This window comes from Neptunicella sp., assembly GCF_048268085.1.
In the GTDB taxonomy this organism is placed as follows: domain Bacteria; phylum Pseudomonadota; class Gammaproteobacteria; order Enterobacterales; family Alteromonadaceae; genus Neptunicella.
This window is the reverse complement of record NZ_JBLWWF010000004.1, coordinates 207,738-232,501: the sequence shown is the minus strand read 5'-3', so window position 1 is coordinate 232,501 and position 24,764 is coordinate 207,738. Positions and strand designations below refer to the sequence as shown.

22 protein-coding genes are annotated in these 24,764 nt (G+C 43.6%); 13 read left to right on the top strand and 9 right to left on the bottom strand.

Going from position 1 to position 24,764, the window contains the following annotated elements; all coding sequences use genetic code 11:
• Window positions 1–28: 28 nt before the first annotated feature.
• The 6 genes from pgm to ACTD55_RS04925 all read left to right on the top strand — a co-directional run bounded on the left by pgm (window position 29) and on the right by ACTD55_RS04925 (window position 5,881).
• On the top strand, window positions 29–1,672 hold the full coding sequence (gene pgm, locus ACTD55_RS04950; RefSeq protein ID WP_438863197.1) for a phosphoglucomutase (alpha-D-glucose-1,6-bisphosphate-dependent): 1,644 nt from the start codon (window positions 29–31) through the stop codon (window positions 1,670–1,672).
• Between the two features lie 127 nt (window positions 1,673–1,799).
• Window positions 1,800–3,113 carry a putative bifunctional diguanylate cyclase/phosphodiesterase gene (locus ACTD55_RS04945; RefSeq protein WP_438863196.1) on the top strand — a complete coding sequence of 438 codons (1,314 nt, stop codon included), beginning with the start codon at window positions 1,800–1,802 and terminating at the stop codon, window positions 3,111–3,113.
• 79 nt (window positions 3,114–3,192) lie between these two features.
• Complete coding sequence (gene astE, locus ACTD55_RS04940; protein ID WP_438863195.1) at window positions 3,193–4,227, top strand: succinylglutamate desuccinylase; 1,035 nt, start codon at window positions 3,193–3,195, stop codon at window positions 4,225–4,227.
• A 33-nt stretch (window positions 4,228–4,260) separates the two neighbouring features.
• The gene (locus ACTD55_RS04935; protein ID WP_438863194.1) at window positions 4,261–4,584 is read left to right on the top strand and encodes a heavy metal-binding domain-containing protein; all 324 of its coding nucleotides are present in this window, start codon (window positions 4,261–4,263) and stop codon (window positions 4,582–4,584) included.
• Window positions 4,585–4,618: 34 nt separating this feature from the next.
• Window positions 4,619–5,515, top strand: coding sequence for a LysR substrate-binding domain-containing protein (locus tag ACTD55_RS04930; protein ID WP_438863193.1), 897 nt, complete (start codon window positions 4,619–4,621; stop codon window positions 5,513–5,515).
• 87 nt (window positions 5,516–5,602) lie between these two features.
• Complete coding sequence (locus ACTD55_RS04925) at window positions 5,603–5,881, top strand: hypothetical protein (protein WP_438863192.1); 279 nt, start codon at window positions 5,603–5,605, stop codon at window positions 5,879–5,881.
• Here ACTD55_RS04925 and ACTD55_RS04920 read toward each other — a convergent pair.
• From ACTD55_RS04920 to ACTD55_RS04900, 5 genes are all read right to left on the bottom strand, one after another.
• Entirely contained in the window at window positions 5,878–6,462 is a 585-nt protein-coding gene (locus ACTD55_RS04920) for a GNAT family N-acetyltransferase (protein ID WP_438863191.1), read from the bottom strand. The two genes, ACTD55_RS04925 and ACTD55_RS04920, sit on opposite strands and share 4 nt — an antisense overlap.
• A complete protein-coding gene (locus tag ACTD55_RS04915; RefSeq protein ID WP_438863190.1) occupies window positions 6,449–6,616 on the bottom strand; it encodes a DUF2897 family protein in 168 nt (55 codons plus the stop codon). Before ACTD55_RS04915 ends, ACTD55_RS04920 begins: the two co-directional genes overlap by 14 nt.
• A gap of 119 nt (window positions 6,617–6,735) precedes the next feature.
• Window positions 6,736–7,866, bottom strand: coding sequence for a succinyl-diaminopimelate desuccinylase (dapE, locus tag ACTD55_RS04910; RefSeq protein ID WP_438863189.1), 1,131 nt, complete (start codon window positions 7,864–7,866; stop codon window positions 6,736–6,738).
• Window positions 7,863–8,207 carry an ArsC family reductase gene (locus tag ACTD55_RS04905; RefSeq protein ID WP_438863188.1) on the bottom strand — a complete coding sequence of 115 codons (345 nt, stop codon included), beginning with the start codon at window positions 8,205–8,207 and terminating at the stop codon, window positions 7,863–7,865. Before ACTD55_RS04905 ends, dapE begins: the two co-directional genes overlap by 4 nt.
• 59 nt (window positions 8,208–8,266) lie before the next feature.
• On the bottom strand, window positions 8,267–8,767 hold the full coding sequence (locus ACTD55_RS04900; protein ID WP_438863187.1) for a PTS sugar transporter subunit IIA: 501 nt from the start codon (window positions 8,765–8,767) through the stop codon (window positions 8,267–8,269).
• A 309-nt stretch (window positions 8,768–9,076) separates the two neighbouring features.
• Here ACTD55_RS04900 and ACTD55_RS04895 point away from each other — a divergent pair, with 309 nt between their 5' ends.
• From ACTD55_RS04895 to ACTD55_RS04870, 6 genes are all read left to right on the top strand, one after another.
• Window positions 9,077–10,153 (top strand): patatin-like phospholipase family protein, encoded by a 1,077-nt coding sequence (locus tag ACTD55_RS04895; RefSeq protein WP_438863186.1) that lies wholly within the window; start codon window positions 9,077–9,079, stop codon window positions 10,151–10,153.
• 247 nt (window positions 10,154–10,400) lie between these two features.
• The gene (locus tag ACTD55_RS04890) at window positions 10,401–11,060 is read left to right on the top strand and encodes a methylamine utilization protein (RefSeq protein ID WP_438863185.1); all 660 of its coding nucleotides are present in this window, start codon (window positions 10,401–10,403) and stop codon (window positions 11,058–11,060) included.
• A gap of 2 nt (window positions 11,061–11,062) precedes the next feature.
• Complete coding sequence (locus ACTD55_RS04885; RefSeq protein WP_438863184.1) at window positions 11,063–13,387, top strand: putative bifunctional diguanylate cyclase/phosphodiesterase; 2,325 nt, start codon at window positions 11,063–11,065, stop codon at window positions 13,385–13,387.
• A complete protein-coding gene (locus ACTD55_RS04880; RefSeq protein ID WP_438863227.1) occupies window positions 13,365–14,198 on the top strand; it encodes a DUF3034 family protein in 834 nt (277 codons plus the stop codon). Before ACTD55_RS04885 ends, ACTD55_RS04880 begins: the two co-directional genes overlap by 23 nt.
• Window positions 14,195–14,623: a group I truncated hemoglobin gene (locus ACTD55_RS04875; protein ID WP_438863183.1), complete on the top strand. Its 429-nt coding sequence runs from the start codon at window positions 14,195–14,197 to the stop codon at window positions 14,621–14,623. Before ACTD55_RS04880 ends, ACTD55_RS04875 begins: the two co-directional genes overlap by 4 nt.
• Before the next feature lie 39 nt (window positions 14,624–14,662).
• Window positions 14,663–15,094, top strand: coding sequence for a DUF192 domain-containing protein (locus tag ACTD55_RS04870; RefSeq protein WP_438863182.1), 432 nt, complete (start codon window positions 14,663–14,665; stop codon window positions 15,092–15,094).
• 107 nt (window positions 15,095–15,201) lie between these two features.
• Here ACTD55_RS04870 and ACTD55_RS04865 read toward each other — a convergent pair whose 3' ends face one another.
• From ACTD55_RS04865 to sppA, 3 genes are all read right to left on the bottom strand, one after another.
• A complete protein-coding gene (locus ACTD55_RS04865) occupies window positions 15,202–16,428 on the bottom strand; it encodes a multidrug effflux MFS transporter (RefSeq protein WP_438863181.1) in 1,227 nt (408 codons plus the stop codon).
• Between the two features lie 115 nt (window positions 16,429–16,543).
• Window positions 16,544–17,551 carry an asparaginase gene (gene ansA / locus ACTD55_RS04860; protein WP_438863180.1) on the bottom strand — a complete coding sequence of 336 codons (1,008 nt, stop codon included), beginning with the start codon at window positions 17,549–17,551 and terminating at the stop codon, window positions 16,544–16,546.
• Between the two features lie 80 nt (window positions 17,552–17,631).
• Entirely contained in the window at window positions 17,632–19,491 is a 1,860-nt protein-coding gene (gene sppA, locus ACTD55_RS04855; RefSeq protein ID WP_438863179.1) for a signal peptide peptidase SppA, read from the bottom strand.
• A 186-nt stretch (window positions 19,492–19,677) separates the two neighbouring features.
• Here sppA and ACTD55_RS04850 point away from each other — a divergent pair, with 186 nt between their 5' ends.
• Entirely contained in the window at window positions 19,678–21,705 is a 2,028-nt protein-coding gene (locus ACTD55_RS04850; RefSeq protein ID WP_438863178.1) for an FAD-dependent oxidoreductase, read from the top strand.
• Between the two features lie 70 nt (window positions 21,706–21,775).
• Here ACTD55_RS04850 and rne read toward each other — a convergent pair whose 3' ends face one another.
• Entirely contained in the window at window positions 21,776–24,697 is a 2,922-nt protein-coding gene (gene rne, locus ACTD55_RS04845) for a ribonuclease E (RefSeq protein ID WP_438863177.1), read from the bottom strand.
• Window positions 24,698–24,764 lie beyond the last annotated feature (67 nt).

The following is a 24,764-nucleotide window of genomic DNA, read 5'->3' as shown; positions in this document are numbered from 1 at the left end:
TGATTGTCAGTGAGCTAAAGAGGATTCGATGAGCATTCACCCCCTAGCCGGAAAAGCGGCTCCTATTGAACAACTGGTTAATGTACCGCGTTTAATTAGTCGTTATTTTACCTTAACTCCCGAAAAAAATAATCCCGCTCAACAAGTTTCCTTTGGTACCTCTGGTCACCGCGGCAGCTCTTTACTATGTAGCTTTAACGATATGCATATCGCTGCAATTTGTCAGGCCCTTGCCGATTTTCGCCAGCAACAGAAAATTACCGGACCATTATTTATTGGGATTGATACTCATGCCTTATCTGAAGCGGCATTTAGTACGGCGATTGAGGTATTAGTTGCCAACAAGGTGAAAGTGGTGATTCAGCAAAATAGCGAATACACCCCAACGCCTGTTATTTCTCATCGCATTTTATCCTATAACCGCCAGCATACTGAACAGGCTGATGGAATAGTCATTACACCCTCGCATAATCCACCGGAAGATGGTGGATTTAAATATAATGCAGTGCACGGCGGTCCAGCAGGAACCGACATTACCAGTATCATTCAACAGCAAGCCAATCGATTAATTGAGCATGATATGCAAGGGGTACGCAGAATTCCTTTTGCGGAGGCGCTGGAACAGGTTGAGCAACAAGACTTTGCACAAGCATATATTGATGAACTGGACCAAGTTATTGATATGGACGCTATCGCCAAGGCGGGCTTGAAACTGGCAACAGACCCTTTAGGTGGGGCGGGCTTAGCTTATTGGGATAAAATCGCTAAACGTTTTGACCTTAATATTGACGTCGTTAATCGTCGCGTCGATCCCACCTTTGCGTTTATGCGTCTGGATAAAGATGGCAAAATCAGGATGGATTGCTCATCACCTTATGCGATGGCGGGCTTAATCGATATGAAAGACGGATATGACTTGGCTTTTGGTAATGATCCGGATTTTGATCGTCATGGTATTGTCGATCCCCATTATGGATTGATGAACCCTAATCATTATCTGGCAGTTGCCATAGATTATTTGTATCGCCATCGCCCACAGTGGCAATCATCATTGAAAGTCGGTAAAACACTGGTTTCCAGCAGCTTAATTGATCGGGTTGTGAATGGCTTGGAGCGTCCATTGGCAGAAATGCCAGTGGGGTTTAAATGGTTTGTGGATGGCATGCTTAGCGGTGAAATAGGCTTTGCCGGTGAAGAAAGTGCTGGCGGTATTTTCTTACGTCGCGACGGTACCACTTGGGCAACCGATAAAGACGGAATTATTTTGTGTCTGCTAGCCGCTGAAATATTGGCCGTTACCGGTAAAACGCCGGGACAATATTATGAACAGTTGGTAGAAAAATACGGTCGCCCCAGTTATACCCGAATTGATGTGGCCACCAGTTTGGAACAAAAGCAGGCATTAACCGCTTTAAACGCCACTGATATCACCGCCAAAACCCTTGCAGGAGAGGAGATTGTGCAAGTGTTAACTCATGCACCCGGCAATGATGCCAGTATTGGTGGTGTAAAAGTATGCGCCCGGAATGGTTGGTTTGCCGCCAGACCCTCAGGTACAGAGAATGTCTATAAAATTTATGCCGAGAGTTTTTTGGGTGAAGATCATCTTGCGCAATTGGTGAACGAAGCTCAAACGCTGGTCAGTGACGTTTTTAGGGCAGCCGGAGTTTGAATGAATCACTGCGAGCCACGATAATATAAGGGGTGTGTATGAATTTGCATACATATTTAAGGCTGTTATTTTTGGCCAGAACAGGTAAAATCGGATATTCCGTTGAGATGAGGTAATGTAGTACTCAATGAATTTGGTTTATCAGTCATTAGCATCTATCCCTAATCGCTATGCTTTCCTTGATCGCATCGAAGAATCGGTTATCCAAACTCCCGATTTATCTTTGCTGTTAATCGATGTAGTACGGTTTTCTGATGTCAGTTCCAGCCTTGGTTATAAGGCCGGAGATTTTATCTTGTCTGAAATTGCCAAGCGTATTCAGCTGTTACTCAGTGATATGACCTTGATGGGACGCGTAAGTGGTGACATTTTTGGCGTCGTCATACAAGGGCGCCATACGGCGCAACAATTGCAAGACTATTACAACCATCTGATTGAACATTTTAAAGCCCCCATCACACTAGATGCTCATTCTTTTATTGCTGATTTTAATGTAGGGGCGGTGGCTAACTCGGCTAACAACCATAATACCCATGAACTTTTTTCCCGTGCTGAAGCGGCTTTAAAGCAAGCTAAACAGAATAAGTACGAAAATTTCCATGCGGTACAAATGCAAGATCGGGTTGAATCCAGCCGTCAGTTGACCCTAAAAGCCGATCTGAAACGTGCTTTTGAGCGCCAGGAATTAGAGTTATATTTTCAGCCTAAAGTCGATATCAACAGCTTAAATATTGTCGGAGCCGAATGTTTGTTGCGTTGGCATCATCCTCTTGATGGGGTGATATTTCCAGGACCGTTATTAGAGGCGGCCGAATCATACAATATGATGAACGAAATGGGCTACTGGGTGCTGGAGCATGCGGTAAAAAGTCTGATGATCCTTAAATCAAAAGGGGTCAAGATGAAATTGTCGGTAAACATGTCGCCCACTCAACTGTATGACAGTAAATTTGTCGGCAATATGCAAAATCTGCTGAGTACTTATGGCGCAACAGCGGATGAATTAGAACTGGAATTGACTGAAGATATTGCCTTGTCCAACTCATTAATGGTGCATAAGCAGTTAAGTCAGTTACGCAATATGGGTTTTTTGATCGCCATAGATGACTTTGGCAAAGGTTATTCCAACTTGGCTTATATGCGCGATATGCAAATTGACACCATCAAAATTGATAAAACCTTTATTATGCAACTGGATGAAAACCCGGTAAATAAAGCGATAGTGCAAGCCACACAGATTATTGCCGAATCACTTGGTTGTGACGTGGTGGCAGAAGGAATCGAATCATTGGCACACCTGCATTCATTGCGTGAAATGGGTATTAAAACCGGGCAAGGCTTTTTGTTTTCTAAAGCGGTGCCACTAACGGATTTTATTCAATTAAGTCAGAGTGAAATTGTGGTCGGAGCTTCATTGTCCTACCAATCCAGAATGGCTTGATTTTCCCCATCAGCTGAAGCGTACATAAGATACAAATTCCGTTACAATAAGGTCATTGTTAACAATCCAATCAGTCCTTATGCCAGTTTTACCATTGACCGAACAGGGTCACTTTTTACAATTATCTCGTCAGCAACCCGACTTATTTTCCAAGCCTATTGATTTTAGTTTAACCAATGGCACTCACGTATGGATAAGTGCGCCGGGAATTATTAGCTTTGCCCCCGCGCAGAAATCAAATAAAAGTATCGTATTATCCAGTGGTGTCCATGGTAACGAAACTGCCCCCATTGAGCTTTGTGATGGCATGGTTAAGGATATTTTGACTGGTAAATTAGTCATTCAACAGCGGGTGTTATTTTTATTTGGTAATTTAGCTGCAATGGATATCGCTGAACGTTTTGTCGAAGAAAATATGAATCGATTATTTAGCGGTGCCCATTCGCAGCCACCCGGATTGGTCAACGATGAACGTAAGCGGGCCTTAGAGCTTGAGCAGGCAGTCAGTAGCTTTTACAGCTTACGAGATGATCAGCGTTGTCATTATGATTTACATACCGCTATTCGTGGCTCAAAAAATGAAAAGTTTGCAGTGTATCCCTTTCGCCATGGGCGTCCCTGGAAAACTGAACAATTACAGTTCTTGTCTGCCTGTGGGGTGAATACCTTCTTGTTATCAGAAGCGCCTACGACCACGTTCAGTTATTTTTCATCCAATCAATTTGATGCGGATGCATTTACAGTTGAATTAGGTAAGGTAATGCCATTTGGTCAAAATGATATGGCGCGTTTTGACGCCACCGACCAGACCCTAAGACGTTTGATTACCAGTGATAGCATGGAATATCACAACTTTGACCCGCAGCAGGTTGAGGTATTTAAAATTCATCAAATCATTAATAAAAGTCACGACGACTTCAGGCTTAATTTTGCGGATGATGCACCTAATTTTACCGATTTTCCGGTCGGCTATCTATTAGCTGAGGAAACAGGGCGGCAATATAAAACAGATACCCCAGGAGAAGCCATTGTTTTTCCTAATGCTAATGTCGCCATTGGACAACGCGCTTTATTAACCGTAATTCCAGTGGAGATTAATCACAATTGGCAATAAAGTAGTCTTTTCTATAACCAGCAAGGGGCAGATATGATTATTACAACCACACCGGAAATTCAGGGTAAACCGATTAAACAGTATATGGGCGTGGTAGTCGGTGAGGCCGTTATGGGCGCCAATATGTTTCGCGATATTTTTGCTTCGATCAGCGATATTGTTGGTGGTCGATCCGGGGCTTACGAAAATGTGTTTACCCGGGCGCGTAAAATCGCTTTTCAGGAATTGGAAAATGAAGCCCGCAGTATTGGTGCTAATGCCGTAGTGGGAATCGATATAGACTACGAGGTTGTAGGCAAGCACGGTAGCATGTTGATGGTCAGCATCAATGGTACTGCGGTCAAAATAGATGATTAATGACGCTTATCGACAGTGGCTGAGTGGCAACTAAATGGCGAGAAAGTTACCACCACTGCATTTGTTGCATATATTTGAGGCCGCGGGTCGTAAGCTTAGTTTTAAACAGGCTGGCGAGGAGCTACATTTAACGCCATCAGCGATTAGCCATCAAATTAAAGCGCTGGAAGCGCAGCTTAATGTTCCCTTGTTTAAACGTATGACTCGTGGGGTTAAATTAACTGCTGCCGGCAGTATGTATCTCACGGTGGTACAGGATGTTTTTCAGCAGTTAGATAAAGGCACGTCACATCTTAAGCAGCAGTTTGTCGGTCAAACTTTGCGTATATCAACCTTTCCCAGTTTGGCCAGTAATATCATTATTCCTAAACTGAGTTTGTTCCAAGCGGCTTTCCCGGACATTGAATTACGAATTGAAACCGGAATGAATCTGGTTGACCTTCGATATGAAGAAATCGATTTGGCGATCCGAGTCGGGCAGGGCAAATGGCCCGGGGTGAGCAGCGAGAAGCTGTTTGATATTCAAATTACTCCTGTTTGTTCACCTGAATTTGCTCATAAGCACCAACTAAGTCGAGTTGAGCAAATTCTTAACGTACCGTTATTACATATTTCTTATATGCTCGACGGCTGGCCGCGTTGGGGCAAAGCGGTTGGCGTATCGGCAGTTGAACCTAATTCCAGCCTGAGTTTGGGTTCTTACGATGCGGCCATTTATGCAGCACAGCAGGGTTTAGGATTAGCATTAGCCATTTTACCCATTGAGCAGCCGTTACTCCAACAAGCTCAATTGGTAAGTCCATTCGCTGAAAAAGTGGATTTTGAATTATCCTGCTATGCAGTTTGCCGTCCTCACGATGCAGAGCGAGCTGATATACGTGCTTTTATGGATTGGTTTAAACAACAAATTCACGTCATTATAGGTGAATAATATTCATCTATAGGGTGCGTATTTTACGTTTGTAGGCTAATCCTGTCCCATCTATAGTTATCTCCAGTTTGAACAGGGGATATACCAATGAACACCGTTATTAGAATCGGCATGCATGGCTTACGCTGGCTTAGTGCGACGAGCGTTGTGCTGATCTTATTCAGTGGATTTTGGCTTGAATTATCCTTTAGCCAAATGTTGATATTCAATCCGTTATTGTTACTACTTGCAGTCAGTCTGTTTGCATATAGCGGTTTTAAATTGGATAACGAGAGTGAGGGCATCGCTGAAATCCATCACCTGGATCATTATTTCTCCCGTTCTAATCAGGAAAAAACGGCTAATCACTGGAAAAGATGTGGTTAAGTCGGTTGATGATTAGGATTGATTTTGGCAGTGAGTATATGGTCCTGCCATTGTCCGGCAATGTGTAAATAGGATTGGGCAAACCCTTCTTTGACAAAGCCCAGGCGTTGTAAAAGATGCTCGCTTCTTATGTTGTCCGTCATATAGCTAGCCATAATCCGGTGCAAATTTAAGTGGGTAAATACATAGTCTATCGATCTGGATACCATTTCATACATTAATCCCTGGCCCTGATACCGATAATCAATTGAATACCCCATATTGCAGGCCTGAAAAGGGCCATACACAATATTTGAAAAGTGACATACGGCCATGATTGACTGGTTTTCGTGTTCTTTTGCGACTAAATGCAGAGCGCGCCCATTAAGTGCGTCGTCAAAGTGTTGTTTTACTCTTATGCGGGTCTGTTCGGCATTAAAGTAACTATTAGGACGAAGGGGTTCCCATTTAGCCAGATGTTGTCTGTTAGCGTGTTCGTATTCCATCAATAACACATAGTCTTGTGGGGCTAAAACCCAGATTTGCAGATGCGCGGTGCTGAGCGACGGTAAAGGTTTGCTGTCCGGGTTACCAGTCATCATCTTTTTTATCTTCAGCTTCCCATTTGGCATTATTTGATTCTTTATCTTTAAGGCTTGGGAGTTTGGTACTGGCTGAATCTTTGAGTAACAATAGGTTACCGACGAGCACAGCAAAGACAATTATAAAGATAAATGCGATTAACCAGCCACTCATCAACAATACAACTTAATCAAATAGTAAGACATGTGGGGAGTTGTCCTATTGTAGTCGGGAGACCTAGTATAGCGAATAACCGGTGTTGCTGTGGATTTATCTCCACAGCAATAATCGGTTTAGGCCAGTAATTTCACCATGATCTGGTAATAAATATCTACCAGTTGGCGTAAGTCATCCACTCCAACATTTTCGTTAATTTTGTGAATGCTCGCATTTTGCGGACCCAGTTCGATTACCTGAGCACCGGTGGGAGCGATAAAACGTCCATCGGAAGTGCCGCCAGCGGTAGATAGTTCGGTATCCATGCCCGTTACCTGTTTTATTGCCGCACAAGTGGCTTCGACCAGATCACCACTATCGGTTAAAAAGGGCTGGCCATTGAAAGTCCATTTTATCTGGTAATCCAGTTGATGCTTGTCGAGTATTGCTTCAACTCGTTTAATTAGTTGTTGATCAGTGGTTTCGGTGGAAAAACGGAAATTAAAGCACACTTGCATCTCACCGGGGATAACATTGCCTGCTCCGGTGCCGGAATGAATATTGGACACCTGAAAACTGGTGGGTGGGAAAAAGTCATTACCGTTATCCCAATGAGTCGATGCCAGTTCATCAATAGCTGGCGCGGCTAAATGGATCGGGTTTTTTGCTAAATGAGGATAAGCTACATGTCCCTGAATGCCTTTTACCGTTAAATCGCCAGTCAGTGAACCACGGCGACCATTTTTAACCACATCGCCTACGCTATTGGTACTGGATGGCTCGCCGACAATACACCAGTCAATCTTCTCGTTACGGGCTTCTAATGTATCAATCACTTTGGTGGTACCGTTAATAAACGGGCCTTCTTCATCACTGGTGATTAAGTACGCGATGGAACCTTGATGGTTTGGATAGTCAGCCACAAATTTTTCGGTAGCAACCAGAAAAGCCGCTAAACTGCCTTTCATATCTGCCGCCCCGCGGCCATATAACACACCGTCTATTTCGGTGGCTTCAAATGGTGGCGTATTCCAGCTTGACTCTGGCCCCGACGGCACGACATCGGTATGTCCGGCAAAACAAAAAAGCGGTTTTTGGTGACCTTTTCGGGCCCACATATTGGTGGTGTCAGCAAACACCATGGTTTCAATGTTAAAACCTAAAGGGCTAAGAATATTAGCCATCATCGCTTGGCATTGTGCGTCATCCGGGGTAACGGAGCGCTGATTAATTAAGTCTTTGGTGAGTTGAATAACGTCCTGTGTCATGCGAATAAGGCCTGATATTGGTCGGCTTTAAAACCGAGGTGATAAGTTTGCTGATGAATTAATAAGGGGCGTTTAATCATTGCCGGATAATCGCACATTAACTGAATGGCTTTTTGCTCGGTCATATCGGCTTTCTGCTCATCCGATAACTGTCGATAGGTGGTGCCGCGAGTATTTAACAATTGTTGCCAGTCTAGCTTTTTTGCTACTGAGCTGAGCCATTCATGATCTAGCCCATCTACCCGATAGTCATGAAATTGATAGGTTATATTGTGTTGATCTAGCCACTTTCGGGCTTTTTTGATGGTGTCGCAGTTTTTTATACCGTATAAAATTGTCATGAGCTACCGTTATTTATTTTGTGTTGAGACACTTAACCAACTTGTCGTTGGTGTCGGGATTAAAGGTATAACGTCATCAGTTGATCCTGACCCGCTATTACTTGCTGATGGTGCGGCAAAATACCAGCCAATTTGGTGCTGTTCAAGATAGTTACCGGCGATATTATTCGGTCCAGGCGCTTTTTTAACTTTTGCACGTTGATACTGAGCAATAAGTCGCCTGTTTGGAAAGACTGTCCCTGCTGAACATGCACAACAAACCCATCCCCCATCAATTGCTCTGACCCAATGCCAATTTGAATTAGCATGATAAGACCATTGTGGGCTTTTAATCTCAGTTGATGCGCGGTCGCTGGTAGCTGCAGCATAACGCCATTAAAAGGCGCGATCACTTTAGAGCCGGTCATATCGATAGCCAGACCTTCACCTAATAAGCGTTGTTGAAAAATCTTGCTGTTAACCTGATCAAGAGGCAACGCTCTACCGGTTAATGGACTGATGACAGGAATACTTTTGGAGTGAACCGGAAGTTGATCAATACTGACCAAATTGTTGAACATAAGCTAATCCAAAAACTAAAAAATTCGTTGCAGCGAGGTGTAGATTAACACATTGTATGACTGTCAACGTATCAATATTTATCGGTTCTGTGGTTATCCACCAAATCTGTGGATAACCTTGTTGACCACTAGGGTATTAAATTATATCTATTTGAAATTATTATATAATTTTATGCGTTTGGATTTTAAACAATGATTTTTCACTGCGACTTTATTATCCAATTAATGTATTTTAAACCATCACAGTGAGTAAGTTTTGAACTCCGAGAACCGATTGGTACATCACCTAAATAAGGGAAAAAAGTTATAGTGCGAGTGTTAGATGTATATGCAGGGAAAACGGCATTAAAGACTATCCAGCAACAGGGGTTTAATGCTGATTTATTTGATTTTATGTTGGGGGCATCGGGAGGACCCAAGTGGTTTGTTCTGGCTGGGCTTGATCGGGTCATCATGCCAGATTTTTTTGCCGGTAGATCGACACCGTTGGAGTTATTAGGATCGTCGGCTGGCTCATTCCGTTTCGCGTGTTATGCTCAACAGGATCCGTTGGCCGCCATTAACCGTTTGGCCCATTATTACTCCCATACTGTGTATTCAGCCAAACCGGATAATAAAGAAATTACCGATAAAGGCTGGCAGTTATTGGATCGGGTACTGGAAAACAATGGTGTGGAACAAATATTGGCTAATCCAATAGTGAAAGCCCATTTTGTTGTTGCCCGCTGTCTAGGTTTAACCCGTTTTGAATCCAAAGGATTGCAGTTAACAGGATTATTGAGCAGTGCATTGGCGAATAAAGTGAAACGCGCCAGTTTACAGCGTTTTTATCAACGGGTTGTTTTTTCCAGCCCACGTAGCGCCCTGACGATTCAAGACCCATATCACATGCCCATTGAACAGGTTGAACTAACCGAAGGCAACTTACAATCGGCACTGATGGCCTCAGGTTCTATTCCTATTGTGTTAAAGGGCGTGACCGATATAGCGGATGCTCCTCCTGGTATTTACCGGGATGGTGGCATTATTGACTACCATTTTGATTTGCAAATAGCCTCCAGTAACAAAAACGATGGGTTGGTGCTGTATCCGCACTTTTTTGCTAACCCCGTGCCGGGCTGGTTTGATAAAAATAATGCTCGTAAACCTCATGCTAAAAGTTACGATAATGTGGTGATGGTTGTGCCGTCAGCAGAATTTGTTGCAAGTTTACCCTATGCCAAAATTCCGGATCGCAAAGATTTTGAAAAAATGTCGGCAGAGCAACGGATACCGTATTGGCAAACTGTGCTATCCGAGTCGGATCGATTGGGCGAGGCATTTATGCGATTGGCTCAGCAAGAGAATATGCTGGATACGATAAAGCCAATTGAATTTGTAATGTAATTTTGTTTTAACGGAAATCGCAGATGGAGAAAAAATGGCTGTTAATTAAGGCATAAAACCGATAGCTTATAACTATTGTCTGATTGAGTGTTGCAATTTGCAGACGTTTCCAATTAAGAATTGTTAATTTCGATAGAAATTGTTGGACAGCCATGAGTGATCCAAGCACTGTGTGAAAAGACAATTCATTGGTAAATAATCGATGATTAATGATCGCTGATGGTTAATCATATTATTGAGGTAACAAATGACAAAGTCGCCAATTCTTATCACCTTGTTGTCTTTTATTGGGTTGAGCAGTCAGGCATTTTCTGCCCAACAAATAACCGTGCATGTACAGGATCAAAATAATAAACCGCTGCAAAATGCGGTGGTTGAGGTCATTCTGCCTGACGGTGACAAACAGCCCAAAACTCACCTTAATGATATTGCGATAATGGATCAGGTGAATAAGCAGTTCGCCCCCACGGTATTACTGATTGAAAAAGGCCAATCGGTGCTTTTCCCCAATAGTGACGATATACGTCATCATGTCTATTCCTTTTCTCCCGCCAAGCCTTTTGAATTAAAGCTATATGCAGGCAAACCTAAAGATCCGATAAAATTTGATCAACATGGTGTAGCGGTACTAGGCTGCAACATCCACGATTCCATGGTGGGCTACATCTATATTGCTAATAGTGACGATGCGCAATTGACCGATGAACAAGGCAATGTTCAGATCAGTTTGCCAACGGAGAATAATATTTCATTGAGTGTTTGGCATAATCAGAATGCACAGGGAGCGGAACAACGAAAAATTATACCTCTGGAACAAGTTGAAAAAGTTAATGGTCAATATCAAATGAGTCTGACGACCGCTAAGCCGGAAGTTAGAGATACCTTCGGTGCACATTTTAAGCATTGATAATGTGGAAAAATAGTCTCAAAAACCAAATCGTTTTATTTTGCGCCATCTTGGTGTTAATCACTTCAGTAACCAGTTTGGCTGGTTTTTGGTGGTCCACTAGTCAATACAATGAAAAACGTATCTTAAGTGATATTGATAGCGCCAAAAATGTCTATGAGCAGTACTTAGCCGCCAAGGAAAACTTACTGATTACCGCCGCACAGGTATTAACCGCAGATTTTGGTTTTAAGCGTGCAGTAGCCACCAACGACGCCGCAACAATCGCCAGCGTGCTGGACAATCATGGTCAACGTATTAGCGCCGATCTGATGATACTGACCAACCTGGCTGGTCAATTAATCTCTTCCAGTTCTGCAAATTTTAAACCCTCACAAGATATGTCAACCGTCGTAACGGAATTATTGAACAGTCCGTTACATGCCCGATTTATTATTTTTGATGACACCCTGTACCAGGTCATATTGCTGCCGGTTAAAGCGCCGCGCGCGATTGCCTATACCTTGATCGGTTTTAGGATCAGTGATCAGGTTGCTAACGATCTGAAAAAGTTAACCGGGCTAGAAGTCACTTTTATTCAAGATCAAAATAAGGTGATGAGTTCGTCGATAAATGAGCAGTTATCTACCGATATTCGTCGTTACGTGGCTGAACATCGTTTGCACTGGATGTTCGGCAGTCGGCTTGCCTATATTAATCGTATTATTCCGTTAAATGGCCTGTCTGATTCTTCGGTAAGCATTTTACTCAGTGCCAGTTTGGCGCAAACCTATGAAGAATTTGATCGTTTACTGTTCACCTTTTTAATTTTGGCCGCGGCCACCATGCTGGTGTGCCTGATTTTAAGTGGTTTTTTAGCCAAAAGATTGACCGTGCCCTTATCCCGCTTAGTGGTGACAGCCAGACGTTTTGCGCAAGGAGACTATTTAAGTGAGTTAAAGAATACTCGTGACAGCACTGAAATTAAGCAATTGTTTAATGCCTTCACCGATATGGGGAATGAAATCCAGCAGCGTGAGAAACAGATTACTTATCAGTCCCAACATGACAGCTTAACCGGTTTGTACAATCGCCATATTATGGGCATTCAGATTGATGAGATCCTCAAGTCGGGTAAAGAATTTCTGATTTTGGTGATTGATATTAAAGGTCTAAAACAGATTAACGATAAGTTAGGTCCACAAATTGGTGATGATTGTATTCAGGTGGTGGCTAAACGGTTGGTCAATTATGCCCCTGATGGCAATGAGAATAATGGCCGTATTGGCGGGGATGAATTTTTAACTATATTGCCTCGTGATAAAGACTTGATGCCGGTACAACAGGTAAATGATTTGCTCAGTCAGCTTAATCACCCCTATAAAGTGAGAGATTTATCGTTAAATCTGCAATTTAGTTGTGGGGTGGCGATGTATCCAGACGATGCTTCAGACTCTAAATCACTGGTACGCCGCGCGACTATTGCCTCTGATGCGGCTTCCACTGCTAACGAAGCATTGCGTTTTTATCAGACCGGTGAAGATGAAGCGCATCTGGAGCGTATCGCTATTGTCGAGGACTTGAAGCAAGCCTTGCGCGCTGATGATGGTGAGTTATTTATGCACTATCAACCTAAAATGAGCGCCCAAACCGGACAGGTAGAAAAAGTTGAAGCCTTGATCCGCTGGATCAATCGTGAAGGTAAATTTATTCCGCCGGATTTATTTATAGACTTAGCTGAACAGGCCGGATTGATTATTGAGTTAACCCATTGGGTGATCAATGAAGTGGTTAAGCAGGTTAAAGCGTGGCAAAAACAAAACTTATATATCAAAGCTTCGATTAATGTTTCGGCCCAAGATTTGACGGACGACAAATTTCTTGGCTACTTGCAAAAAACAATTTTTACCCATGATGTTAGCCCCAAATACATTACGATAGAGCTAACAGAAAGGGATATGATGCAAGATGAGAGAAAGGCGTTGGCTGCCATCAAGGCACTAAAACAGGCTGGTTTTACCATCTCGGTGGATGATTATGGGGTGGGGCAGTCGTCATTATCTAAATTGAAGCAGTTGCCGCTTGATGAATTAAAAATTGATAAGAGTTTTATTCTTGAATTAGACAATTCGCCAGGCGATCAAATTATTGTCCGTTCAACGATTATGTTAGGGCATAACTTAGGCTTTTCGATGGTCGCTGAAGGAGTAGAGAATCAAGCCTCACTGGATTTATTGATCGATATGGGCTGTGACCATATTCAGGGTTACCATATTAGTCGTCCTTTGGCCGCCAATGATTTAACCTTATGGTTGGAACAATATGATGTTACTCAAAAAAGTATGTAGTGCAGGGCTACTCAGCCTGTTTTGTTTACATTGCTATGCTGGTAATGGAAAACTATTAGCCACTCCCGGTGTTTCTCAAGCTGAAGGATCCGGTGGTGGTGGATTAGTGCCTTGGGCACAATTGGCCGGTTATGCATCCCGTGATGAAGTCGCGGTAAATGGCTTTTGTAGTCGAGCTAATTTATCGGATTACCGATTGGATGTATGTGGCGCTCAGTTGAATTTATATGATCGGGTTGAATTGTCTTATGCCCGGCAAAAATTTGATGTCCCCGCATTATCCACTCAAATTGAGCAAGATATTAGCGGTATTAAAGTTCGTTTATACGGTGATTTGGTTTATTCAGTTTGGCCACAAATAAGTGCTGGATGGCAACATAAATCACTGAAAGATGGCACGGTAGCAAAATTAGTTGGGGCTGCTGATACCTCGGGAGATGATTTTTATCTGGCGGCCAGTAAATTACATTTGGGGGCAGTGGCGGGGTATAACTTATTTTGGAATTTAACTACTCGGTATACCGAAGCCAATCAGCTCGGTTTATTAGGTTTTGGCAGTGCTGATAAAGGCCGTAGTATTCAGTTCGAAGGCTCTACGGCGGTTTTTCTTAGTCCAGAATGGGCGGTGGGTGTGGAATATCGTCAAAAGCCGAACAATTTGGGTTTAAAAGAAGATGATTGGGGTGATCTGTTCGTCGCCTGGTTTCCGAATAAACATGTCAGTGTGACGGCAGCGTGGCTGCAACTTGGTGAAATTGCCGGGGCTAAAGATCAATCTGGCTGGTATCTTTCAATCACGGGTTCATTATGAAAAAATTTATATTCCTTGTTCATTTATTGATTGGCTTCACTTTGCTTACTGGCTGTCAAAGCACACCGCAACAGACCTTGTATCAACAGCTTGGCGAGCAAGCCGGCATTGAAAAGCTGGTAGAGAGTTTTATTCAGCAAATTGGTCAGGACGAACAAATTTTTCATTATTTTGAGAAGGCCAATATCCGTCATTTTCGCGAAGGGTTTATTTCTCATTTGTGCGCGATTACAGATGGACCTTGCGAATATACCGGCGATAGCATGGTTGATATTCATACCGGGATGAATGTGAATGAGCGGGATTTTAATCATGTGGTGGACTTATTAGTTAAGGCAATGGAACAAAATCATATTCCGCTAACGACTCAGAACGAAGTATTAGCGAGATTGGCGCCGTTGCGGTCAGACGTGATTTATTTGTAATACTGGATTGTGTTTCAGTTCTACTGAATAGAGGTTGATGTGAAAGTAAAATTTTTAGCTGCGTTGTTGTTGCTGTGCGGATGGTGTCATGCTGCGGTGGCGCAAGATGCCACCCAGTACATCGATATTAAAATTAACCAATTACAATTAACAGTGGAGCTTGCCGATACACCGAAGAAACGCTCCAAAGGACTGATGGACAGGAAAACCGCCGAGCCGGGCATGTTATTTGTCTATCGTCGTCCCCAAGAAACCGCATTTTGGATGGCGAATACACTTATCCCGCTGGATCTGGCATATATCAATGAGGAGGGTGTGATTGTATCGATTATTCAGATGCAGGCACTCGATGAAACCACCCATCCTTCCCCCGGTGAAGTCATCGGTGCGCTGGAAATGGAATTAGGCTGGTATGCCAAACACCAGATTAAGGTTGGCGACAAAGTGGAGTTTGATCTTAGCGATAAGTAATCTATAAAGCGGACAATCGATCACTAATTTGTGATCGATATGTTCTCCATCTATCACCAGCAAATCCCATCAAAACAATGACTAATTATCTAACAGCTGATTGATTATTAATCAGCCTGACGGTTAGCAATAGTGACAAATAACAGTGACAAACTCCCAAATACAATAAAGCCGAACACTATTGGGGTAATGTCGTGGCTGACGTAATCGCCGATTAAAATAGCGATAGGCACCGAAATCAGGCTACTTAAGGAACCAATAATAGCCGCGCCCAGTCCGGCCATTTCTCCCAACGGCTGCATGGCAAGTGAATTAAGATTGCCAAACAGGATCCCGATACAGAAAAACATTGGAAACAGGGTGGATACCAATTGCCATAGGGGAGGGATACCGTTCTGACTCAAGGTTAAATAAAGCAGGATGCCAGCAACAACGAGTAGGCCGATTAGTGCCAGCCCGGATAACTTTTTCATGCCATGGCGTATCACTAAAACCCCGTTAGCGAAAGACGCAAAGCCGACCGAGAAAGCTAACAGAGCAAAATAGGCAGGGAACAAGTGACCGGTATGATAAATGGTCTGGAAAATCGTTTGCGAGGTACTTAAATAGGCCAGAAAAGCCCCAAATATCATTCCCATCGCTAAGGTGTAACTCATTACCTGAACATGGGTCAGAATAAATTTGCTCGATATTGCCAGTTGGTTCCAGCTAAATGGTTGACGTCGTTGAATTGGCAGCGTTTCCGGCTGGCGTTTAAAAAACCACACGCCAATCACCAGAGCAATAAGCAGAAACAGGCTGAAAATGTGTCGCCAGTGAAAAAACTCCAGCACTGTTTGGCCGATAATGGGGGCAATCATCGGCACCAGAATGAACACCATCATGATAAAAGACATTACCCGAGCCATCGCATCGCCTTGATATTGATCGCGGATCAGGGCCAATGTTGCCACTCTGGGACCTGATACACCGAAAGCCTGAATGACTCGCCCAACCAATAACATGGTTAAGCTGGTAGCAAATAAACAGATAACCGAACCGATAGCAAAAATGATGATGCCAGACAGCACTGCAGCGCGGCGGCCTTTGCTGTCTGAGAAAGGGCCGTAAAACAGCTGACCAATTGCCATACCAAAAAAGAATAATGACACAATCAAATGAGTTTGATGAGGATCGTCTGTACCTAATGCCTGACCGATTTGATTTAAGGCAGGCAACATGGCGTCGATACTTAACGCGACCAGAGAGGTCATAAATGCCATTAAGGCAACAAATTCGGGTAAAGCTAATGCGGGTTTGCAGTTAATCTTAGGTGACGAAGCTGGCGTAGTCATATTATCCCAGGTTGTAAATTCGGTATTATATATTTAATCGGTATGCAGGTCAGTGGCGTATTGCCTCTATAAGTTACATTAGGCTAAAACTGCGTTGCTAAAGACATGCTGTGTATTAACGAGATCGCTCACCTTTTAAATCTTGGGCTATGGCTTGTTTGATCTGTTCTACGCTTAAGTTTTTAGATAACAACACATGTAATTTTGTCAGGCAGGCTTCTAATGTCATATCCCCTCCAGATATGACTCCTACTTGTTGTAAAGCATTGCCGTTTGCGTAGCCGGCCATATTGACTTTACCTTTTAAGCATTGGGTACAATTAACCACCACAATACCTTGTTGATCAGCCTGACGGAGTTGGTCCAGTAATGCTTCGTTTTGCGGTGCGTTACCCACCCCGTAACTGAGTAAAATCAACGCATTAACCGGTTGTTGAATGGCGTTGCGCAAAACATCGGAACTGATCCCCGGGTACAAGGTCACCACGCCAATGGGTTGTGAAGTAACAGGACTGACGGTGATTGGATTATTATTTATAGGTTTAATACTACCGCTGTTCACTTCAATATTTATACCGGCTTCAAGCAGCGGGGGGAAATTGGGTGAATCAAACGCACCAAAGCCATCGGCATGAATTTTTTTACTGCGATTGCCTCTGAATAATTTGTTGTTAAAAAACAAACACACTTCGTGCACGGGGTAGTTAGCTGCCAAGTAAAGTGAGTTAAGCAGATTAACCTGACCATCCGAGCGCAATTCAGCCAGCGGGATTTGTGAGCCGGTAACAATAACCGGTTTGCCCAATCCATCTAGCATAAAAGACAGAGCAGAGGCCGTATACGCCATGGTGTCGGTACCATGTAAGATGATAAATCCATCATATTGCTGATAATTCGCTTGAATATCGTCGGCAATTTGTTGCCAATCTAGCGGGCTCATATCGGAGGAGTCGATCAGGCAAGGATATTCATGCAGCGTAAACTCAGGCATTTCAGAGCGATGGAACTCCGGCATGGTTGCAAGGGTATTGGCTAAGAAACCGGCTACCGGAACATAGCCTTTACTGGAGGGATGCATTCCAATTGTTCCGCCAGTGTATGCGATATAAATATGTTTTTTCATTGGCAGGTTCCCGTCACATTATTGTTGGGCAAAAAGTAAAAAGCTCACCATTAGGTGAGCTTTTCTAATGGTGAAATTAACTACAGCTCACAGGCAATGCAGAAGGCATAAATACCCTTTGGATCATTGAGTTTAGTCATTGAATCAAATTCACCAAACAGTTGCTTAATCATGGTCATAAACTGCGGGTTATCATTTGAGGCGATATGAGCGCCCCCCATGATAGTTGACGCCTTACCAAATAATTCACGCCAGAATTTTTCCTTTGGTGATATATCGGGCAGAATATCTTTGGTGTCATACTTTTCCAATCCTGCCAACTCAGCTGCAGCAGCGATTGAGTCAGATAGATAACCCAAATGATCAACCAGGCCAATTTCTTGAGCCTTTTTACCAATCCAGACACGCCCCTGAGCAATACTATCCACTTGTTCTTTGCTCATGTTACGTTCTTTAGCCACCATGGAAATAAACTGATCATAACCATTTTCAATACTACGCTGGAAAATGGCTCCAACTCGGGGATCTAATGCACGAGTGGTAGATAATCCGGCAAACTCTGTGGTCGCGACGCCATCGGTGTGAACACCTAAATAATCCAGAGTATTTTCAAAGGTCATAAACATGCCAAAAATACCGATGGAGCCGGTGATTGTTGAAGGAGCCGCCCAAATTTGGTCTGCACTCGCGGAAATCCAATAACCACCCGAGGCCGCAACACTGCTCATTTGGGCGACAACAGGTTTACCAGCGGCTTTAAGATTCTCAATTTCCTGACGAATAATTTCGGAAGCAAAGGCACTACCACCAGGCGAGTCGACATAAAGCACCACTGCTTTAACGCTATTGTCCAGTCTGGCTTTGCGTAACAATTGCGCGGTGCTATCCCCACCGATAGTACCGGGTTTTTGCATACCATCTAATATTTCACCTTTAGCGACTACAATCGCAACATTATTGCCATTCCCGTTATGCGGGAACGGTGAGGTGATAACATCCAGATAATCTTTAAAGGTAATATTTGAATAGCCCCGTTTACTGTCGCTGCTACCTACTATATCTGTAAGCTCCGAGACAATATCTTGACGGGTTTTAAGGGCATCCACCCAGTTGTTCTGTAATGCATACTGGGCAAAATTGCCGTTAGCCTGCTCAAATTTTTCGCTAAAAGCATCCAATTTTTCATCAAAATTATTTACCGCGACACCACGCGCCATGGCGACACTGGTTTTATATTGATCCCACATGGAGTTTAACCATGCTTGATTGGCTTCTTTTGCCGCATCGGACATATCATCGCGGATATAAGGTTCAACATAAGACTTATAGGTTCCCACCCGGAAGATATGTGTGGTTGCTTTGAGTTTATCTAAGGCACTTTTAAAATAAAGACCATAGCGGCCATAGCCTTCAAATAATAATGAGCCCATTGGATTCAGATATAAATGGTCGGCATGAGCGGCTAGATAATATTGATTTTGGGTGTAGTGATCCCCGATGGCATAAACCGGCTTACCGCTTTGTTTAAAATCATCAATGGCAACGCTAATTTGTTCCAGTTTATTTAAGCCGGCACCACCCATACCTTGTAAATCCAGTACCAAGGCTTTGATACGTTTATCTTCCTTGGCATTATTGATGGTGAATATCACATCCGATAATAAAACTTCCGGTTTATCTTCACGTTGTTCAAATGCTTCTTGGACAAATTCCTGAAAAGGATCAACGGCTCTTTTCTGAATGACAATATCGCCTCGCAGGTCGAGAACCAATGCAGATTCAGCCGGTACCAGCACTTTTTCTTCACCGGACATGAAAACGCTGATTAACGCGATAACAATGATAAGGAAAATAATATTGAAAAACGCTCGGCGTAAAAAATTAAGAAGCGACCAAATACCTGTAAAAAATGATTTAGTCCAGCTTGTTCCTGTTGCCATAAATACCACCTATATAGTTCGATTCGGTCATTCTACTTAAATGAACTGTGATAGCGAAGTCACAAATGTAATTAAATATGACTCGATAACAGCTATTTGTGCGATTAAGTATGGATTCAACGCTTTCAATTGTAGTGGTTTTCGGTAAACTATTTGTTAACAGGTACGACCAGAAGATATATAAATATGAATAGCCACGCATTATACCCACATTTATTTAGTCCATTAGATTTGGGCTTCACCCAGTTAGCTAACCGAACCCTGATGGGCTCTATGCATATTGGCCTGGAAGAAGAAAAACATGGTCATGAAAAGTTGGCTGCCTTTTATGCTGAACGCGCCGCAGGTGGTGCGGGATTAATTGTAACCGGTGGCGTTAGCCCTAACCGGCAAGGTTGGGTGTTTCCTTTTGCGTCGCGCATGGCAAAAAAGAAACACGCTATGCAACATCAGGTTATTACCGATGCCGTGCACCAACATAATGGCAAAATCTGTATGCAAATTCTGCATACCGGTCGCTATGGGTATCATCCGTTAAATGTTGCGCCATCGGCAATTCAAGCCCCGATCAACCCATTTAAACCCAGAGAGTTATCCGTAAGAGGTATTTATAGCACGATTAAGGATTACGCTAATAGCGCAGCGATGGCGCAGTTGGCGGGATATGATGGCGTCGAGATTATGGGGTCGGAAGGATATTTCATTAATCAGTTTTTATGCCCACGCACCAATATGCGTGATGATGAGTGGGGAGGACGCTTTGAAAACCGTGCTCGTTTGGCGGTCGAGGTGGTTAAAGCGGTCAGACAAAAAGTGGGGGAGAAGTTTATTATTATTTTCCGCTTGTCCATGTTGGATTTGGTGGAAGGTGGCAGTGAATGGGACGAGGTGGTTGCTCTGGGGAAAATGATTGAACAAGCCGGAGCCACGATTATTAATACCGGAATTGGTTGGCATGAAGCACGAGTGCCAACCATCAGTACATTAGTGCCTCGTGCAGCGTTTACCTGGATCACCGAGAAAATGAAAGGTGAAGTCACGGTGCCACTGATCACCACTAACCGCATTAATGATCCCCAGGTTGCAGAAGAGGTGTTAGCCAAAGGTCACGCTGATATGGTGTCCATGGCACGTCCATTTTTAGCCGATGCTGAATTTGTTAATAAAGCCAAAGAGGGTAAAGCTCATTTAATCAATACTTGTATTGCTTGTAATCAGGCTTGTCTGGATCATGTTTTTGAGAAAAAACGCGCCAGTTGTTTGGTAAACCCGCGTGCCGGTTATGAAACTGAACTTAATTTCACCCTAACTAATCACAAGCAAAAGCTTGCAGTGGTTGGTTCAGGTCCAGCCGGTTTAGCATTTAGTTGTTATGCCGCGCAGCGAGGTCACGAAGTTCACCTGTTTGATAAAGCCGATAACATTGGCGGTCAGTTTAACTACGCGAAAAAAATTCCCGGTAAAGAAGAGTTTTACGAAACGTTGCGCTATTTCCACAACCAGCTGCAGGAAGTTGGGGTTAATGTACATTTAAATAGTGCTCAAACTGTTGAGTCGTTGGCTCAAGGCGGTTTTGACCAAGTCATATTAGCGACCGGAATTGCCCCTCGTCAGCTCGACATTCCAGGTATCGAGCATGAAAAAGTATTAAGTTATCTGGATGTACTGCGGGACGAAAAACCGGTGGGTAAAAAAGTGGCCATTATTGGTGCCGGTGGTATCGGTTTTGATGTGGCAGAATACTTGGTGGAATCTCATTCTCTCACACTTGACCCGGAAAAATGGTTAAAAAGCTGGGGGATTGATAAAGATTACCAACAGCGTGGCGCATTGACTGCTCCAGAAGTAGCAGAGCCAGAACGTGAAATTTTCCTATTGCAACGTAAGACGAGCCGAGTCGGAAAAGGTTTGGGTAAAACCACCGGTTGGACACACCGCAGTTCACTCAAAGCCAAAAAAGTTAAGATGTTACCGGGAGTCACCTATAAGAAAATAGATGATCAGGGATTGCATATTGAAGTGGATCAACAGGCTCAATGTCTAGCAGTAGATCATATTATTATTTGTGCTGGTCAGCAGCCTTTACGAGATTTACAACAAGGATTGTTAGACAAAGGAATTACCACCCATTTAATTGGTGGAGCTGATGTGGCAGCGGAACTTGATGCTAAACGAGCTATTCGTCAGGGAGCGGAGTTAGCTGCGATTATCTAGGCTTAAAAGCGGATGATAAAAAGCAAAAAGGCTGCATAGGCAGCCTTTTTTGTAGCTAGCAATACAACTATCAGCCAATTGAACCAGGCTTGGTCATTGGCGCATCAGCTTTGGTTGATAAGCTCAACACGGCAGCCGCTTTACCAGAAATCGCAATCGCAGGTCGCAATGTATCATCAATTGCTGTGATGTTAATTTCTGCAAACTCGGCGGAGATTTCAGCTGGCTTGGCCATTGGATGTGAAATACTCGAAACCGGTACCTTGACATAAATGTCAGTCGATTCTGCTTTTTTGCTGTTAGCCGTTACTTTCTTGCTGGCCGTTTTTTTGCTTTCAGCTTTGGGCTTGGTTTTCGCTTTTGCTTTAGGCTTTTCCGGTTCAACAACCGCAACTTCCTCGCTAGCCTGAACTTCATCGTCTAATGAAATCTCAACTTGTTTAGGTTGTTCATTATCTGATGAGGTAGAGACGGATGATGAGGTTTCTACAGTTTTGTCTGTTGACTCGTCGGCCTTATCCACTGACGAATCCTGACTTTCCGAGGTCTCTTTATCGCTGTGCAACATATCGTATTGCAACTGCTCTTGTAATGGTGCTTGAGCGGCTTGTGTTGATGCTTGCTCGATGACATTTGCCTGAACATTATTGTCAGTATTAACCGGTTCAACGGCGTTGTCAGTTACGTTACTTTCGTCAGCGTTATCCTGGCTTTCCTTTTTACGGCGTTGACCTGCAGCTCGCATATGGCGAGGTGAACGGCGTGAACGGCTGCGGTTTTCATTTTCCTGCTCATGGCCTTGGGCTTGTGTTTGTGCCGAGGCTTTGCTTTCCGTCTTTGTGACTTCCGTTGCCGCGGTTTGTTCAGCAGCGTTATTCGAAGCCTTATCAACTTTCGCAGTCGGGGCTTTTTCAGCAACCGTTGTTGAGCCTTTCTCAGCTGCAGTCGCCGTCATATTTTCTGACGATTCAACAGGATTATTGTCAACCCGGACGTTACGACGTGAATCACGGCGTTTACGTCTTTCTGCTACTTTTTCTTCTTTAGCCGGTTTGGGCGCATCGTTAACCTTTTTACTAGATTGACGTGGCTTTTGTTCATCTTTAGCTTTATTCGCTGAGACTTTGTCATCTTGATTTTTAGCCGACGCCTGACGATCTCTGGGAGGTCTATCTCCTTTATTACGCTGATTACGATTGCCGTTACGCTCATTGCGTGGCTTACGGTTGCCCGAACGATCCTGATTATTACGATTTGGACGTCGAGGTTGAGTTTGTTTTTCCTGTTCCTGCTCAGGTTCAGCAGCAAAGGCGGCTTTCACTGCGTTAACTAATTTACCCCAAATAGAGGTTTTCGCTATCGCGGTTTTGGGAGCCTGAGCAACAGGAGCGGCTTTGCTCGGCGCGACGATGCCTTGTAAAGCAGGTTGTTCACGCTTGACCGGTTCACCGCTTGGGCGATAACTTTCCTGACTTGGGGTGTCAATTAAATTACGGTGATAGCTTAGCTCATCACTGGAATCATCGGCTTTTAATCGAGTAACGCTGTAATGTGGCGTTTCCATATTCGGATTAGGAATAATGATTAGCTGCACATCCTGACTCTTTTCGATGGCTTGCACAGAACGACGTTTTTCATTTAATAAATAGGTCGCTACATCCACCGGTAATTGCGCTTCAATTTGACGGGTGTTGCCTTTGAGAGATTCTTCTTCTAACAAACGTAAAATCGACAGAGCTAATGATTCGGTTCCACGTACCGTGCCATGACCATCACAACGTGGGCAGACATGGTGAGAAGATTCACCTAAAGACGGACGTAAACGCTGACGCGACATTTCCAGTAAGCCGAATCGTGAAATACGACCTAATTGAACACGGGCACGATCATGAGCTACCGCGTCTTTCATGCGATTTTCTACTTCACGTTGATGACGTACTGGCGTCATATCGATAAAGTCGATAACAATTAAGCCGCCTAAATCACGCAAACGTAATTGACGTCCAATCTCATCAGCGGCTTCTAAATTGGTATTTAACGCGGTTTCTTCAATATCGCCGCCTTTGGTGGCGCGAGCCGAGTTAATATCAATTGAGGTTAAAGCTTCTGTAGGGTCAATAACGATTGAACCACCGGAAGGCAGACGCACTTCACGCTGGAAGGCTGATTCGATTTGGCTTTCAATCTGGTAATGACTAAATAGCGGCACATCCCCGGTATACATTTTAAGGCGATTAACAAAATCGGGACGAACCAGTTCAATATGTTGTTTGGCTTGTTCGAACACGCTTTGTTTATCAATCAGAATTTCACCAATATCACGACGTAAATAATCACGAATAGCACGGACAATGACGTTACTTTCCTGATGAATTAAAAACGGAGCAGGGCGGCTATTAGCCGCTTCATCAATGGCGGCCCAATGATTGATTAATACATTCAAATCCCATGCTAGTTCTTCATAGGATTTACCCACCCCGGCAGTACGTACAATTAAGCCCATTCCGCTGGGCAGTTCTAATTTGCTTAACGATTGTTTCAGATCGGTACGTTCATCACCTTCGATACGACGGGAGATACCACCCGCTCTGGGATTATTGGGCATTAGCACTAAATAGCTGCCGGCTAGACTGATAAAGGTGGTTAACGCAGCGCCTTTTTGGCCACGTTCTTCTTTATCTATTTGAACAATGACTTCCTGACCTTCTTTGATGACATCCTTGATGTTAGGACGACCTTCAAAGGTATAGCCTTTAGGGAAGTAGTTGCGGGCGATTTCTTTTAGTGGCAGGAACCCGTGGCGTTCTGCACCGTAATCGACAAATGCGGCTTCAAGACTGGGTTCAACGCGGGTGATTTTGCCTTTGTATATATTGGCTTTTTTTTGTTCGTGGCCAGGACTTTCAATGTCCAAGTCAAACAGGGTTTGCCCGTCAACAAGAGCAACACGTAGCTCTTCTTGCTGAGTAGCATTAATTAACATTCTTTTCATATTGTGGCTCGATAAATTAAAATCGATACCGATACAGTGACAGACAGTGGCGAATTTGGAGGCATTC